Origin of the sequence: Leucobacter luti, from assembly GCF_019464495.1 — a bacterium.
Classification (GTDB): Bacteria; Actinomycetota; Actinomycetes; order Actinomycetales; family Microbacteriaceae; genus Leucobacter; species Leucobacter luti_A.
In genome coordinates this window covers 237683-250672 of record NZ_CP080492.1, presented here as the reverse complement: position 1 = coordinate 250672, position 12990 = coordinate 237683, and the positions used below count along the sequence as shown (strand labels likewise).

At 63.8% G+C, this 12990-nt stretch carries 14 protein-coding genes; 9 read left to right on the top strand and 5 right to left on the bottom strand.

Features of this window, described 5'->3' with window-relative positions:
• Positions 1 to 59: 59 nt before the first annotated feature.
• Positions 60 to 950, bottom strand: a complete 891-nt coding sequence (locus tag K1X41_RS01175) for a MetQ/NlpA family ABC transporter substrate-binding protein (protein WP_132203237.1) — start codon at positions 948 to 950, stop codon at positions 60 to 62.
• A 205-nt stretch (positions 951 to 1155) separates the two neighbouring features.
• Between K1X41_RS01175 and K1X41_RS01170 the strand changes: the two genes are divergently transcribed.
• The 4 genes from K1X41_RS01170 (at position 1156) to K1X41_RS01155 (ending at position 5632) form a co-directional block, all read left to right on the top strand.
• Positions 1156 to 2595 (top strand): glyceraldehyde-3-phosphate dehydrogenase, encoded by a 1440-nt coding sequence (locus K1X41_RS01170; RefSeq protein ID WP_132203235.1) that lies wholly within the window; start codon positions 1156 to 1158, stop codon positions 2593 to 2595.
• Positions 2596 to 2643: 48 nt separating this feature from the next.
• On the top strand, positions 2644 to 3489 hold the full coding sequence (locus K1X41_RS01165; RefSeq protein WP_132203233.1) for a universal stress protein: 846 nt from the start codon (positions 2644 to 2646) through the stop codon (positions 3487 to 3489).
• Between the two features lie 165 nt (positions 3490 to 3654).
• Entirely contained in the window at positions 3655 to 4302 is a 648-nt protein-coding gene (locus K1X41_RS01160) for an MBL fold metallo-hydrolase (RefSeq protein WP_258566601.1), read from the top strand.
• 97 nt (positions 4303 to 4399) lie between these two features.
• Positions 4400 to 5632, top strand: a complete 1233-nt coding sequence (locus K1X41_RS01155; RefSeq protein ID WP_132203229.1) for an MFS transporter — start codon at positions 4400 to 4402, stop codon at positions 5630 to 5632.
• Positions 5633 to 5651: 19 nt separating this feature from the next.
• Here K1X41_RS01155 and K1X41_RS01150 read toward each other — a convergent pair whose 3' ends face one another.
• Positions 5652 to 6431: a TetR/AcrR family transcriptional regulator gene (locus K1X41_RS01150; RefSeq protein ID WP_133617734.1), complete on the bottom strand. Its 780-nt coding sequence runs from the start codon at positions 6429 to 6431 to the stop codon at positions 5652 to 5654.
• 112 nt (positions 6432 to 6543) lie between these two features.
• Between K1X41_RS01150 and K1X41_RS01145 the strand changes: the two genes are divergently transcribed.
• Entirely contained in the window at positions 6544 to 7800 is a 1257-nt protein-coding gene (locus K1X41_RS01145; protein ID WP_220175128.1) for an MFS transporter, read from the top strand.
• Here K1X41_RS01145 and K1X41_RS01140 read toward each other — a convergent pair.
• Entirely contained in the window at positions 7793 to 8329 is a 537-nt protein-coding gene (locus tag K1X41_RS01140) for a flavin reductase family protein (RefSeq protein WP_132203223.1), read from the bottom strand. The two genes, K1X41_RS01145 and K1X41_RS01140, sit on opposite strands and share 8 nt — an antisense overlap.
• A gap of 140 nt (positions 8330 to 8469) precedes the next feature.
• On the opposite strand from K1X41_RS01140, the gene K1X41_RS01135 reads away from it, so the two are divergent.
• Positions 8470 to 8958 (top strand): glutathione peroxidase, encoded by a 489-nt coding sequence (locus K1X41_RS01135; RefSeq protein ID WP_133617732.1) that lies wholly within the window; start codon positions 8470 to 8472, stop codon positions 8956 to 8958.
• Between the two features lie 34 nt (positions 8959 to 8992).
• Entirely contained in the window at positions 8993 to 9268 is a 276-nt protein-coding gene (locus K1X41_RS01130) for a DUF4031 domain-containing protein (protein WP_132203219.1), read from the top strand.
• Here K1X41_RS01130 and K1X41_RS01125 read toward each other — a convergent pair.
• Positions 9265 to 10200 (bottom strand): saccharopine dehydrogenase family protein, encoded by a 936-nt coding sequence (locus tag K1X41_RS01125; protein ID WP_133617731.1) that lies wholly within the window; start codon positions 10198 to 10200, stop codon positions 9265 to 9267. The two genes, K1X41_RS01130 and K1X41_RS01125, sit on opposite strands and share 4 nt — an antisense overlap.
• On the bottom strand, positions 10197 to 10424 hold the full coding sequence (locus tag K1X41_RS01120; protein ID WP_220175127.1) for a putative antibiotic biosynthesis monooxygenase: 228 nt from the start codon (positions 10422 to 10424) through the stop codon (positions 10197 to 10199). The genes K1X41_RS01125 and K1X41_RS01120 overlap by 4 nt, the downstream gene beginning before the upstream one ends.
• A gap of 87 nt (positions 10425 to 10511) precedes the next feature.
• Here K1X41_RS01120 and K1X41_RS01115 point away from each other — a divergent pair, with 87 nt between their 5' ends.
• Positions 10512 to 11087, top strand: coding sequence for a TetR/AcrR family transcriptional regulator (locus tag K1X41_RS01115; protein ID WP_220175126.1), 576 nt, complete (start codon positions 10512 to 10514; stop codon positions 11085 to 11087).
• Positions 11088 to 11298: 211 nt separating this feature from the next.
• Positions 11299 to 12927, top strand: coding sequence for an ATP-binding cassette domain-containing protein (locus tag K1X41_RS01110; protein WP_220175125.1), 1629 nt, complete (start codon positions 11299 to 11301; stop codon positions 12925 to 12927).
• Positions 12928 to 12990: the final 63 nt, after the last annotated feature.

Sequence of the window (12990 nt, the reverse complement as noted above, 5' to 3'; positions counted from 1 at the left end):
GAATCGGGACGGCGAGTGGAACACGCCGCCCCGATTCGGGGTACTTCTTGTGGAGAAGACTACTTCGACTGTGCGCTGTAGTCCTCCTCCGCCTGCTTCAGGATCTTCTCCAGCTCCGAGACCGGCGTCTTCAGCAGGACAGCGCCGTCTCCGACATAGTCCTTGACTGCTGCCTGTACCTCGGCGTTGTTCTGGTAAATGTCGACCAGCTTGAGGTAGGTCTCGTTGTCCTTATCCTCAGCACGTGCGGTGAAGATGTTCGTGTACGGAGCGGCGGCGGCATCATCCGCGCTGTCCGAGCCGAGAGAATCAGCGAACTTCAGGCCGGAGGGCTCAACGAAGTCATTGTTCACGACACCACCGTCGACGTCAGGCAGCGCGCCCGGAATGCCAGCAGCGTCGAGCTCGGTGACCTTGACTTTGGACTTGTCCGCGAGAATGTCGTCGAGCGTCGAGCCCGAGTTCCCGCCGTCTTTCAGCTCGATCAAGCCGAGCTTCTGGAGCACGAGCAGGGCACGAGCGCGGTTGGACTCGTCGTTCGGCACCGCAATGGTGCCTCCCTTCGGAATGTCTTCGAGTGACGTGTACTTCGAAGAGAACAGGTTCATCGGGTAGATGACCGTCGCGCCAATCGGCACGAGATCCTCGCCGGAGTCAACGTTGTAGGACGCAAGGTACGCGATGTGCTGGAACTGGTTGAGATCAAGCTCCCCCTCGGTCACGAGCGGGTTCGGCTGCGGGTACTCGGCGAAGTCCTTGATCTCGACCGTGATGCCCTCTTCGGCGGCTGCGTCGACGAATGTGTCCCAGTACGGCTGCCCGCCGGGCACGACACCGATCGTCACGGTCGTATCCTCTGCTGCTGGGGCGCACCCGGCAAGCGTCGTGGTCGCTGCGAGGGCGAGGGCGGTGAGCGAGGCGGCGAAGATGCCGCGCTTCGTGAACGTCATGGGGTCCTCATGATTCGTTGAGATCTGGATGGGGCGCGGCTCGTGGCCACGCGGTTCTGCACTAGCTTCCGGTATCTCTGCCGCCACGCGGTAATCGCGGTGTCACACTCCGTCATCAGCGTGGGATACTGGAGGTGACGCGACAGCGTTCCGGCGGGCAGGCCGACCACTCTTCACAATTGTTTGGAAGGAACCCTCCGTTCACATGAACCAGCGTGCTGATGCTCACCTCGAAGCTTGGAAGGCGAAGCAGGAACTCGCGGAGCGGATGATCCCGCTGATCGGCCAGCTCTACCGCGACCACGATGTGGTCATGTCGGTACACGGCCGCAGCCTCGTGGGCCGCTCCCCCATCGACATCATTCGCGCGCACAGCTACGCGCGCAAGATCGATGAGGTTGAGATGCCGCTCGCAGAGACCTCCGCGATCGTCGAGGCTCTCTCACGAATTCAGCCTGGGCCCGTCTCCGTCGATCTCGCGCTTCTCGCCAACGCCTTCCGCGCATCTTCGAGCACCGATCTGGATGCGTATCTGCGCGCAGAGCTTGCTCCAGCGCTTGACGCGAAGCCCGGCGCTGGCACTGACGTCGTGCTCTACGGCTTTGGTCGCATTGGCCGTTTGCTCGCCCGGATCATCATCGACCACTCAGGCAGCGGAAACGGGCTCAATCTGCGCGCCATTGTGGTGCGCAGGGGATCCGAGAACGATCTGGAGAAGCGCGCCAATCTCCTGCGTCGCGACTCCGTGCACGGCCCGTTCAACGGCACGATCAAGGTGCTGGAAGACGAAGACGCGATCCTTGCCAATGGCGTGCGCATCCAGGTGATCTACTCAAACGATCCCGCGAGTGTGGATTACACGCAGTACGGCATCGAAGACGCGATCCTGGTAGATAACACGGGGAAGTGGCGCGACGCCGAGGGGCTGGAGCAGCACCTCCAGAATCAGGGCATTTCACGTGTGCTCCTCACCGCACCCGGCAAGGGCGACATGCTCAACGTCGTCTTCGGTGTGAACAGCAACCAGATCACAGACGCGCACACGATCGTGAGCGCAGCCTCCTGCACCACAAACGCCATCACACCCGTGCTGAAAGTCATGAACGAGGAGTTTGGCGTCAAGCGCGGGCACGTCGAGACGGTCCACTCGTACACGAATGATCAGAATCTGATCGACAACTTCCACAAGGGTGACCGTCGTGGCCGCTCGGCAGCACTGAACATGGTGCTTGCCGAGACCGGAGCCGCCAAGGCCGTCGCGAAAGCGTTGCCCGAGTTTGAAGGCAAGCTCACTGGCAATGCAATCCGCGTCCCCACGCCGGATGTATCGATGGCTGTGCTGAACCTCCAGCTCGAGCGTGAGACTGACCGCGATGAGATCAACTCGCTGCTGGAGCAGGTGTCGCTCACGGGCGCGCTGCGCACGCAGATCGACTACGTTGAGTCCCCCGAAATTGTGTCGACCGACTTCGTTGGATCGAACCGCGCGGGAATTATTGACGGCCTGGCCACAATCGTCACCGGGGACACCGCAGTGCTGTACGTCTGGTACGACAACGAGTACGGCTACAGCTGCCAGGTGGTGCGCATCATTGAGCAGCTCGCAGGGAGCCACCCTGCGCACTTGCCGGAGTTGACCGCGTAGTCTCAAGGACACAAGGCCAGCAACTCGCCTGAGAGAAAGGACCGTAACATGTCTGAGAAGTACCTCATTGGAGTCGATGGATCGGAGCAGAGTCGTGTAGCACTCGCTTGGGGGCTCGCACGAGCCACTGAGCGCGGAGCCGCCGTACAGTTGCTCCACGTCGCAGACGACTCATTCCTATCGGAAAGCGTTGCGTTCCTTTCTGAGGCGCAGAAAGCGTCTGAGCAGATGCTCGAGGCTGAAGTCGCCTACGCGCGAAGCCTTGGCTTCACCGGATCGATCTCAGGCTCCGCTGTTGTGGGGCACCCGATCGCTGAAGTGGAAGAGGCCTCCAAGCACGCCGATCTGCTCATCCTTGGTCAGCACAGCGGTACTCGCTTCGCGGGATCATTCTTCGGCACGCGCGCGGTAAAGGTCGCGGCAACCGCGCACTGCCCCGTGGCGGTGATCCCGAACCTCGCCGCGTCGCCCAACGCGGGTGTGGTGGTTGGCATTGACGGTTCCGAGGCGTCGCAGCGTGCGATTGCCTACGCTGCTGAGGAAGCATCGTTCCGCGGTGCGCCGCTGATCGCTGTCTACGCTTGGATGCCGCCGCTGACGCCCGGGCTGGAGTACCTGTGGAGTGAGGAGCTCGTCTCCTCGCAGCGCAGTGCTGCGGAGGAGGCCATCGCCATTGGTGTTGCCGGCCTTGCTGAGCGGTACCCGGATCTCGAGATTCGACGTGAGATCATTCAGGCACCACCGGTTGCGGCGCTTGTGCAAGCTGCGGAGGGCGCAGAGCTGCTTGTCGTTGGCAGCCGCGGCCGTGGCGGGATTTCACGGCTTCTGCTTGGTTCTGTCAGCCACGGCGTGCTGCAGGCCCTGCCCTGCCCTGTCGTGGTGACACGCGCGTAGCTCGGTTGCATCGTGAGGGGCGTTTCCGCCAGGGGTTCCCTGGCGGCAACGCCCCTCACTGCATTCCACCTGCCTATTGTGGCTCACGTCTCGAGCGCAGTTGAGCACAGTCGAGCGCAGCCGAGCGCAGGTACGATGGGCACAGGACGTAGGAAGGCGGAACCCGTGCCCCAGGTACACATCGAACGAATCATCACGAGCGGCTCGATTGGGGTGGGTCGTCCGGGCCTGCCGGTCGATGGCATACAGCTGGAGAACAACGTCTGGCTCATCGGCGACTCCGAGCGAGTGTTGGTTATTGACGCAGCGCACGACGCACAGGCGATCGCGCAGGCGGTTGGCGAGCGAGAAACTCTGGGCATCCTCCTCACCCACGGCCACGAAGACCATGTGAACGCAGCCCTCGAAGCGGCACAGCTGCTCGATACCCACGTCTATCTGCACCCCGAAGACCTGTTCATTTGGAGCGAGACACACGGAGACGCCCTGCCCGACTTCGAGTTGACGCACGGAGCGACCTTCCAGGTCGGAGAAATCGAACTCAGCACGCGTCACACGCCTGGCCACACCCCCGGTTCGGTGTGCTTCGTTGCACCGGCCTTGAACACGGTGTTCTCCGGTGACACGCTATTCCAGGGTGGTCCGGGCGCGACCAGGTGGGATTACTCGAGTTTCCCGCAGATCATCACCTCGATCCAGGAATCGTTGTTCACGCTGCCAGCGGCAACGGTGGTGCAACCCGGCCACGGTGATCACACTGTGATTGAGCGGGAGCAGCCCGCGCTCGAAAGCTGGCTCGCTCGGGGACAGTAACCCGGAGGACATCAGCGACCGCTAACATTGCTGAGTCGCGCAGTCACGGCCGCGATTGCGCTCCGCACTGCGCCCGTCAGCTTCGAAAGGCTCGTCCATGTCCTCGCTCACTCCGCTTCGCCGCGGCATCGCCCTCTTTGCGCTCGCCCTTGGCGGCTTCGGGATCGGTGTTACTGAGTTTGCGACGATGGGGCTCCTCCCCGATATTGCGCGCGATCTGTTGCCCGGTTTCGAGGCAGCGCCCACGACGGGCATCGCTCACGCGGGAATCTTGATCACTGCGTACGCGCTCGGTGTGGTGGTGGGAGCGCCGACCTTCGCGGTGCTCGCCGCTCGCGTCTCGCAGACCAAGCTCACGTTCTGGCTGCTCGGCCTGTTTATTGTCGGGACCATTGCCTCGGCGTGCATGCCCACGTTTGGGTCACTTGCGGTGTTCCGCTTTATTGCGGCTCTGCCGCATGGCGCCTACTTCGGCGTCGCCTCGCTCCTCGCAGCGCGCATCATGGGCCCGGGAAAACAGGGGCAGGGAATCGCGCTCGCCCTGTCTGGCCTCACGATCGCGAATGTCATCGGTGTCCCCCTCGCCACCTGGCTTGGACAGATTGCTGGTTGGCGCTGGGCGTACGCCTTCGTCGCGGTGATCTTTATCGCGACTCTCGTGCTCGGACTCGCGTTCCTTCCGCGATACCCTGGAAATCCTGAGCGGAGTCCCGCGCGCGAGCTCTCCGCGCTGCGGAACCCGCGGATCTGGGTCATGATCGCGGTCGGCTCTGTCGGCTTTGGCGGCTTTTTCGCGGTGTACTCGTACATCGCTGAGGTCACCACACGGGTCGCCGGAATGTCGCCGGGATCCATTCCCTGGGTGCTGGGTTGCCTCGGCGTGGGGATGACAATTGGCAACTTCATCGGCGGCTGGGCGAGTGATCGCCATCTCACGCGCACCATCGTGATTGGCTTCACGCTCTTTATTGCGGTGTTGGTCAGCTACTCCTTGCTTGCCACGGGGCCGGTCTCGCTGTTCGCACTGGTGTTCGCGCTCGGACTCACCTCGTCGACCCTCGTCCCGTCGATCCAGGCGCGCTTGATCCGCATCTCTGATGAAGCCGCACTCCTGGGGGCTGCGGTGAACCACGCGGCATTCAATATCGGCAACAGCCTCGGGGCGTGGCTCGGTGGCATGGTTATCGCTGGTGGCTTGGGCTATCTTGCGCCCGGCTGGGTGGGTGCCGCACTCGCCACACTCGGGTTGATGCTCGCACTCATCAGCATCGGCATCGAACGCCGCGGGCGAGCGCGGAATCTCAACACGGTCGGGATCCGAGTGGTCTAAGTGACCCATCGGGCCCGTCTCACCGGTTTTCTGAGCGTGCATCGAGCTGGTGCTGCAGCCCGGCAATCACTGAATCCAAGAGATATGCGAAGTAGCGTGACGTGGCCACGGGAGGCTGATCTGGGGGGCATGGGACTCCCCCGCCTGCGCCTGTGGGATTGACAGCGTCGAACTGTTCGATGAATGTCGCCATCTCCTCGGCGCTGTGTTGAGGAGGGGTGTTTCCATCCGGCCCGTGCCCCTCGGTGTCCGATGGGGCACGCAGCACCTGCACAAAGTCTGCTCGGGTCGGCTGCACCCCGCTACGGCCCGTGCGCCGCTGATCTGACAGCGCAATCTCGCTGATCACGGTGTTGAATGCGACGGAGTATGCGAGCGGAGCATCCTCGCCAAACCCGCCGTCACGCAGCAACTCGATACCGCGCGAAATGGTCGGGATGACGCTGGGAAGCGCTGGTCCATGAAAGAACGTCCACTCTGCAACTCCGGGGTAGGGCCACAATCGCAGCAACGCCGGCGCGAGCATGTCCGTCAGCCAGCCGCGCCAGTCGGTGGCGGAACTCATCGGCATCGCTCGCAGGATGACGCGCTCAACGACAGCAGCTTCGATGCCGGCACGATCGCCGAATTTGCGGTACAGCACGGACAACGACGTATCGAGCCGTGTGGCAAGGTCCCGTGTCGACCAGGCTTGGAGGCCGACTTCGCGAGTCAGGCTCAGCGCTGAATCAATGATCGCGTCTGCGCTGATCCCAGTTCGGTAGTGCCTGCGACCGCCACTTCGATTCCCTGTCGACATCGCCCCATTCTTCCTCTACAGTAAAATCAGAACATTGTTCTTATTCTACACCGAGATCACCCGAGTCCGAGAATTCCGGCGGCTGATCTCGCATTGAGCGGAGGAATCACGCGTGAGCGTCACAACACCATCACCCAGAGGGACGGCGCGAACAGCCCCCCAAGTTCCGCTCCTGCTCACGGCCGTGTTCCTGGCGTTCCTCGGCCAGACCACACTGAACCCAATCATTGCCCCGCTTTCGCGCGAGGTCGGTCTTGCCGAGTGGCAAGTCGGCGTCACCATTAGCGCGGCTGCCGTAATGGTGGTCGGCACCAGTCAGTTCTGGGGACGACGCTCACAGTCCTGGGGCCGCAAGCCGGTACTCGTCACCGCGCTTGCTCTCGCCACGGTGACGATGCTGCTGTTCGCGCTGCTGGCTGAGGCTGGGTTTCGTGGCCTCATCACGGGGGGCCTACTCTTCACGCTCTTCATCCTGCTACGGGGTGTCGGCTTTGGCACGGCGATCGCAGCTGTCGGGCCCACCGCGCAGGCGTATATCGCGGATGTCACGCTCGACGAGGCGGCGCGTGTGAAAGGGATGTCTGGCGTCGGGGCGGTTCAGGGAATCGCAATGGTCGCCGGAGCAATCGTCGGCGGAACGCTCTCGACGCTCGGCCTCATCGCCCCGCTCATCGCCGTTCCCGTACTGCTCGCACTTGCACTGGCCGCGGTTCTCGTCGGACTCCGTCGCGAGTCACGCTCGGAGTTGGTGCCAGCACCCGCGAGAATCCGGCCCAGCGACCCACGCGTATGGCCGTTCCTCGTTACTGGCTTTGGGATGTTCACGGCGCTCGGATTCATTCAGGTCATTACAGGGTTCATCGTTCAAGACCGCCTGGGGCTCACCGCAGGAGCCACAGGAGCCCTCACCGGCGCAGCACTCCTTGCAGCTGGCGCTGGCATGATTGTTGCGCAGGGCGTTATTGTCCCGAGGAGCGGGTGGAGCCCGGCTACGCTGCTCCGGGTCGGGTGCCCGTCCGCACTCGTTGGCTTCCTGTTGCTGATCCCGAACGCCGGCGTGGCGCTGTTGATGCTAGCGCTGCTCATTATCGGGCTCGGGATCGGGACCGCGATGCCGGGGTACACGGCAGGGCCGACACTGCTGATGCGCAGAGAAGAACAGGGTGGCCTGGCGGGTCTCGTCGGGGCGACGAACGGACTCACGTTCGTCATCGCCCCCACTGCGAGCACTCTGCTCTATAGTTTCAGCGCACCGCTTCCAGTGATCACCGGTGCACTCATCCTCAGCGCGGTCTGCATCTTCGTGTTTTGGCACCCGATGTTCCGCACCCCCGAGCCCGGGGCGCTGCGGACCCCAGTGGTCAATTAGAAATCTCGGGCCCCACGCCCCGAAACGTGCGATCAACGTGCACCATCGGCCCGGCAGCCGCGCCAAATACTGCGCCAAGCACTTCCGCGACCACGATCACCGACGAGCCCACACCGAGAGAGTGCAGCGTGCGGCAACGCAGTGCAACCCGCGTGTCGGGCAGATACGGCTCACCGGTCACCAGCTTGCGCCATCCCTGCTCGGGCGTGAAGCGCTCGGTGCCCGATACGGCGAACGTCGCCGCAATTGCCGCGTGCCGTTCATCAAGCAGGTGCACAACGTAGCTGTCTGCGTTCAGGATCCCACCCGCACTCCCGGTTGCGCGGGTCACTGAGAACGAGATCGTTGCTGGATCAATTCCGACCGACGCGACACTTGAAGCGGTAAGGCCGACGGGCCCTTCGGGAGTTCGTGCAGCTATGAGCGACACTCCTGCCGGGTGGTGTCGAAACGCCACCTTGAGGGCATCTGCCCCAGCGGTTTCGTCCGCGTCATAGCGCGGTGATTCCGCTCGCGTCGTGTCAGTCATGCACTGCTCCGTCTCATGTTTGGCTGCATTCGTCGCCCGGGAAGGCCCTGCACGCAGGATCGGTCGCTGCTTCACACAACACCGATGACTCTGGGCACATTCCCCACTTTGCGTGCCACTACCGAGCGTACGCTGGAGTTATGCAACTGAGAGAAGTCCCCCTCACCACGATCGATGGCGATCCCACGTCGCTGGCAGCGTACGCCGACCGCGCCGTGCTCATTGTCAACGTTGCCTCGAAGTGCGGTATGACTCCGCAGTACGCAAAGCTTGAAGAGCTCCAGCGCACCTACGGGGAGCGTGGCTTCACGGTGCTCGGAGTGCCGTGCAATCAGTTTTTGGGGCAGGAACCGGGAAGCGCAGACGACATCAAGACGTTCTGCGCCATGAACTACGGGGTGACCTTTCCCCTGCTCGAGAAGGCGAAAGTGAATGGGCGGCACTCACACCCGCTCTACCGGATCCTCCGCGAAACGAAAGACGCTGCGGGAAAGCGCGGTCGCGTGCAGTGGAATTTCGAGAAGTTCCTTGTCTCCCCCGACGGCAGCATCGCACGGTTTCGCCCGTCGACGGAACCAGACGACCCCGCAGTTGTCGCAGCCATCGAAGCGGCGCTGCCGGCGGCATAGTCGATGCCGCCGGCTGTCGGCGTAGGATCGAGCGGTGACCGTTCTCATTGACACCCCCAGCTGGCCGGCTCATGGCCGCCTGTGGGCACACCTAGTGAGCGATGAGTCTCTCGCTGAGCTCCACGGGTTTGCCGCGGCGAACGAGCTCCCCTCGCGCGGCTTTGACCATGATCACTACGATGTGCCCGAAGAACTCCACGACAAGCTCATCGCTGCTGGGGCAGTGTACGTCTCAGGGAACGAGCTCGTGAGACGGCTCATTGCTTCGGGGCTGCGCGTGCGCGCAAGAGACCGGTCACCCCGGGCTTAGCCAGCGAACTGAGTCGCAGCCCCGGGTGCGGCAAAATCCGGGAGCGCATCGAGCTCGAGGAGATCTGCCAGTGTGACGACTCCGGCGGTGCTGCGTCGTACCAGGGCGTCCGCCCCGAGCGCCGTGAGGATCCCGGTCGTGCGCGATTGCCCGCGGCCGGATGCAGCACGTTGCTCGCCAGTGCGACGGTTGCGCGCCACGAGGCTCCAGCGGTCATCTCCCAGATGCGGTGCTCGCGCCACCGCCCGTGCGAGTCGTGGCACACGTCCGACGAGACCCAGCGCTGCAGTGGTGAGTCGATCCCCCAGTGCAAGATAGGACCGCACGCGGATGTCCCTCGCAGATCCAAGCAGCACGTGGTCGGGAAAGTCCGCTCGAAGATACCGACGCGTACCGCCAGGGGCCGTCAGCCTGCGAGACTCGCGGAGGTTCACGACTAGATCGCGCTCAGGGGGAGCAAAAACCGCTCGGCCTGCGAGTGCTGCGGTCCACGCCACAGCTGCCGGGCCGTGTCGTTCCCCGGATCCGAGAATGATGCCCAGGTCGATATCGTCTCCGGACTTCGTCGGGAGTTCCGCGATGAGCATCGTGCTGAGCCCAGGCACGAGTCCGGCACCGAGGAGCACACGTTGACCGGGCAGCGCCGCATCACGCAGCTCTGCCAAGACGCGGCCAGTTGCGGTGATATCGACGTAGGCGGCCGGAGCCACCGCGCTCACCAGGCCAGCGTCCTCGATGCCGGAGGCGTTGATCACCAGTTCGTGGGTGCGTGCCAGCGCGTGGAGTGCGTCGATACCGCTCGGGGCGCGTAGGTCGAGAGGGGCATGCGGATTCTGCCGACTCGCACGTGTGGTCCGCCACCCCAGCCGCTCAAGTTGCGCAGCCACGACTCGCCCGACGGCACCGCTGCCTCCGAGCACCAGTGCCCTCATCGGAGCTTCCGCCGGGTGCGTCCGAGTGAAGCGGCTGCGCGCATGGCGAGCGGGAGGCCCCAGGTCACTGCGATGGGCACCACGAGCGAAATGGTAGCGGTGAGGCGCAGTACGGGATGCCACGTTTCGGTGAGTGGAGAAAGCGCCCACTGCGCAAGGAGTGCCAATGGCAGGATCACGCCCCAGGTTGTGAGTATCCGGATGGGCAAAGGAAGCGGGGGCATGTATTCTCCAAACGTTTGTTTGGGTACAGCGTAGCCGTGGAACCACTGTTTTCCAAATACCCGTTTGGATTCAGATAGACTTGACACATGGCTTGGGATACGGCGGCAACGCAACGGCACCTCCTTGATGCAGGGGCGCGGCAGTTCGCCGCACATGGCCTAGCTGGTGCCCGAATGGACCGCATCGGCACAGATGCCGGCGTGAACAAGGAACGTGTGTACCAGTACTTCGGCAACAAACAAGGATTGTTTGACGCCGTGCTCGCCGACCGTCTCGCTGATCTCCTCTCCGGGGCTGGTGTTCCGGAGCGTGGGCCGGAGGGTATCGGCAAGTACGCCGGCGAGATGTTTGATTACTTCAACGGCCACACGGACCTTGCCAGACTGCTCGCCTGGGAAAGTCTGGAGCTGAGCGAAGATGCGGGGACCCCAGCGCGAGCCGCATCGTGCGCGGCTCACGTACGCGCGGTGGCGGACGCAATGCCCGGATTGAGTGTCCAGCAGGCCGGGCACCTCCTCCTCAGCATCGTGGCGCTCTGCGCGAGCTGGTGGACACTCACTCGCGTAACGAACATGATCGTCCCAACTGCGACTTCGGAGTCGCGTCGAACCGAACTGATGCTGCAGTGCGAGGCGATGGCGCGCACGTATTCCGTGACGTAGGCTTCGCCGTGCGGTAGCGTTGGTGCCATGCGGCACATGTACTTCCTGTAATAACGGCACTGCCACGCCTCGCCCGGCGAGAACTCCGCACAGACGGACTCGTTCCCCGAGCTGATGGCCGGCACGTGATCTGCCCTCCTGGGGCACCGTTATCTGCGGACCCGTTAAGTGCCTTCGTGCGTGGCGCGGTTCGCGTGAGCGAAGGAACACTATGCAGCACTCACCCCTGTCCACCCCTCCGCGCCACCGCGCTCAACTCATCGCCTCCGACGTCTCGGTCATCCGCGGCGGCAATCGGGTCCTCCACGAGCTTGATCTCACCGTCACCGCGGGCTCACGCATCGCCGTGGTCGGCGAGAACGGGCGTGGAAAATCCACGCTGCTCGATGTACTCGCCGGGGAACTCGCTCCCGATGCTGGTGGCGTGACACTGATCGGCACGATCGGGCGCGCCAAGCAAGAGCTTCCCGTCGCAGCGGACACGACTGTTGGCACGCTCGTGTCCGCGGCAATAGCCCTCCCACTCGCGGCACTCGCAGAGCTGGACCGCGCAGCTGCCGCGCTCGCGAACGGCGACCAGGGCGGAGAGCTTGCCTACGCGACCGCGCTTGAACGCGCTGAGGCCGCTGCTGCCTGGGACGCGGAACGTCGTGTACTCACCGCGCTCCGAGCACTGCACGCCAGCACGGACATGGACCGGCCACTTGCTGAACTCTCGGTTGGCCAACGCTCCCGCGTGCGGCTGGCCTGCCTCCTGGGGGGAAGCGACGATTTCCTCCTGCTCGACGAACCGACCAACCATCTCGACCACTCTGGCCTCGACTTTCTCACCACACAGGTGCGGGAACGAAGAGGCGGCGTGGTACTCGTGAGTCATGATCGCGCGTTTCTTTCGGATTGCGCAGAAGCAGTGCTTGATCTGGATCCCACTCCCGACGATCGCCCTCGAATGTATGGGGGCTACACGGCCTACCGCGAGGGTCGGACGGCAGCGCGCACGCGCTGGGAGCAGGAATACGAACGACAGCAGGGCGATCTCGAGCGACTGCAGTGCGACCTGAGCGCAGCACAGAACCGGCTCATTTCCGGGTGGCGCCCTGACAAGGGCACCAACAAGCACGGTCGCGCGACGCGCGCTGGAGCACTCGTGCATAGCGTGCACCGCCGGCAGGCGGCCCTCGAAGCGCAGTCGCTGCCGCTCCCTGCGCCCCCGCAGCGGCTGCAATTTCCGGATCTCTCGCCGATCCGGGGATCGACGGTGCTGAGCGTGACGAATGTTTCGCACGCTGCACGTCTCCCGGCACCGGTTTCATTCGAGGTTTCCTCCGCGGGGCGCCTGGTGATCGTTGGCGCGAATGGGGTGGGAAAGTCGACACTCGTGCAGATCGTGAGCGGCGTGCTTGCCCCCAGCACCGGCGCCGTTCGCGCTGCCAGCGGCGCCAGACTCGGGGTACTGGGACAGGAGACCGCGCTACCCGGTGACGGCAGAGCCAGTCAGGTGTTTGCGGCACACGTGGCCGCACTGGTGCTGGCGGGACGGCTCGCAGAGCGCGAGGCAATTTCACTGTCAAGCCTGGGTCTGCTTCGAGCATCAGAGACAGCGCAGCGAGTGAGTGAGCTGTCGATAGGCCAGCAGCGCAGGCTTCATCTTGCGTTGGTGCTCGCCAGCCGGCCACACCTGCTCCTGCTCGACGAGCCGACAAACCACCTCTCGATCGCGCTCGTCGACGAGCTCACCGAGGCACTCGGGGCAACCCGAGCGGCAGTCATGCTCACCACCCACGACCGGCAGCTGCTCCGCGACACTGACACCTGGCCCAGGCTCGAACTCGCGAAATAGCTCACTCGGGTGCAGCACAGCGCGCCGTGCGGCACCCGAGTGCGGCAGGATGCCGGAATCGAC

Coding starts and splice junctions, on each gene's coding strand:
- K1X41_RS01175 (WP_132203237.1), bottom strand. CDS start 950: ATGACGTTCACGAAGCGCGGCATCTTCGCCGCCTCGCTCACCGCCCTC.
- K1X41_RS01170 (WP_132203235.1), top strand. CDS start 1,156: ATGAACCAGCGTGCTGATGCTCACCTCGAAGCTTGGAAGGCGAAGCAG.
- K1X41_RS01165 (WP_132203233.1), top strand. CDS start 2,644: ATGTCTGAGAAGTACCTCATTGGAGTCGATGGATCGGAGCAGAGTCGT.
- K1X41_RS01155 (WP_132203229.1), top strand. CDS start 4,400: ATGTCCTCGCTCACTCCGCTTCGCCGCGGCATCGCCCTCTTTGCGCTC.
- K1X41_RS01150 (WP_133617734.1), bottom strand. CDS start 6,431: ATGTCGACAGGGAATCGAAGTGGCGGTCGCAGGCACTACCGAACTGGG.
- K1X41_RS01140 (WP_132203223.1), bottom strand. CDS start 8,329: ATGACTGACACGACGCGAGCGGAATCACCGCGCTATGACGCGGACGAA.
- K1X41_RS01135 (WP_133617732.1), top strand. CDS start 8,470: ATGCAACTGAGAGAAGTCCCCCTCACCACGATCGATGGCGATCCCACG.
- K1X41_RS01125 (WP_133617731.1), bottom strand. CDS start 10,200: ATGAGGGCACTGGTGCTCGGAGGCAGCGGTGCCGTCGGGCGAGTCGTG.
- K1X41_RS01120 (WP_220175127.1), bottom strand. CDS start 10,424: ATGCCCCCGCTTCCTTTGCCCATCCGGATACTCACAACCTGGGGCGTG.
- K1X41_RS01115 (WP_220175126.1), top strand. CDS start 10,512: ATGGCTTGGGATACGGCGGCAACGCAACGGCACCTCCTTGATGCAGGG.
- K1X41_RS01110 (WP_220175125.1), top strand. CDS start 11,299: ATGCAGCACTCACCCCTGTCCACCCCTCCGCGCCACCGCGCTCAACTC.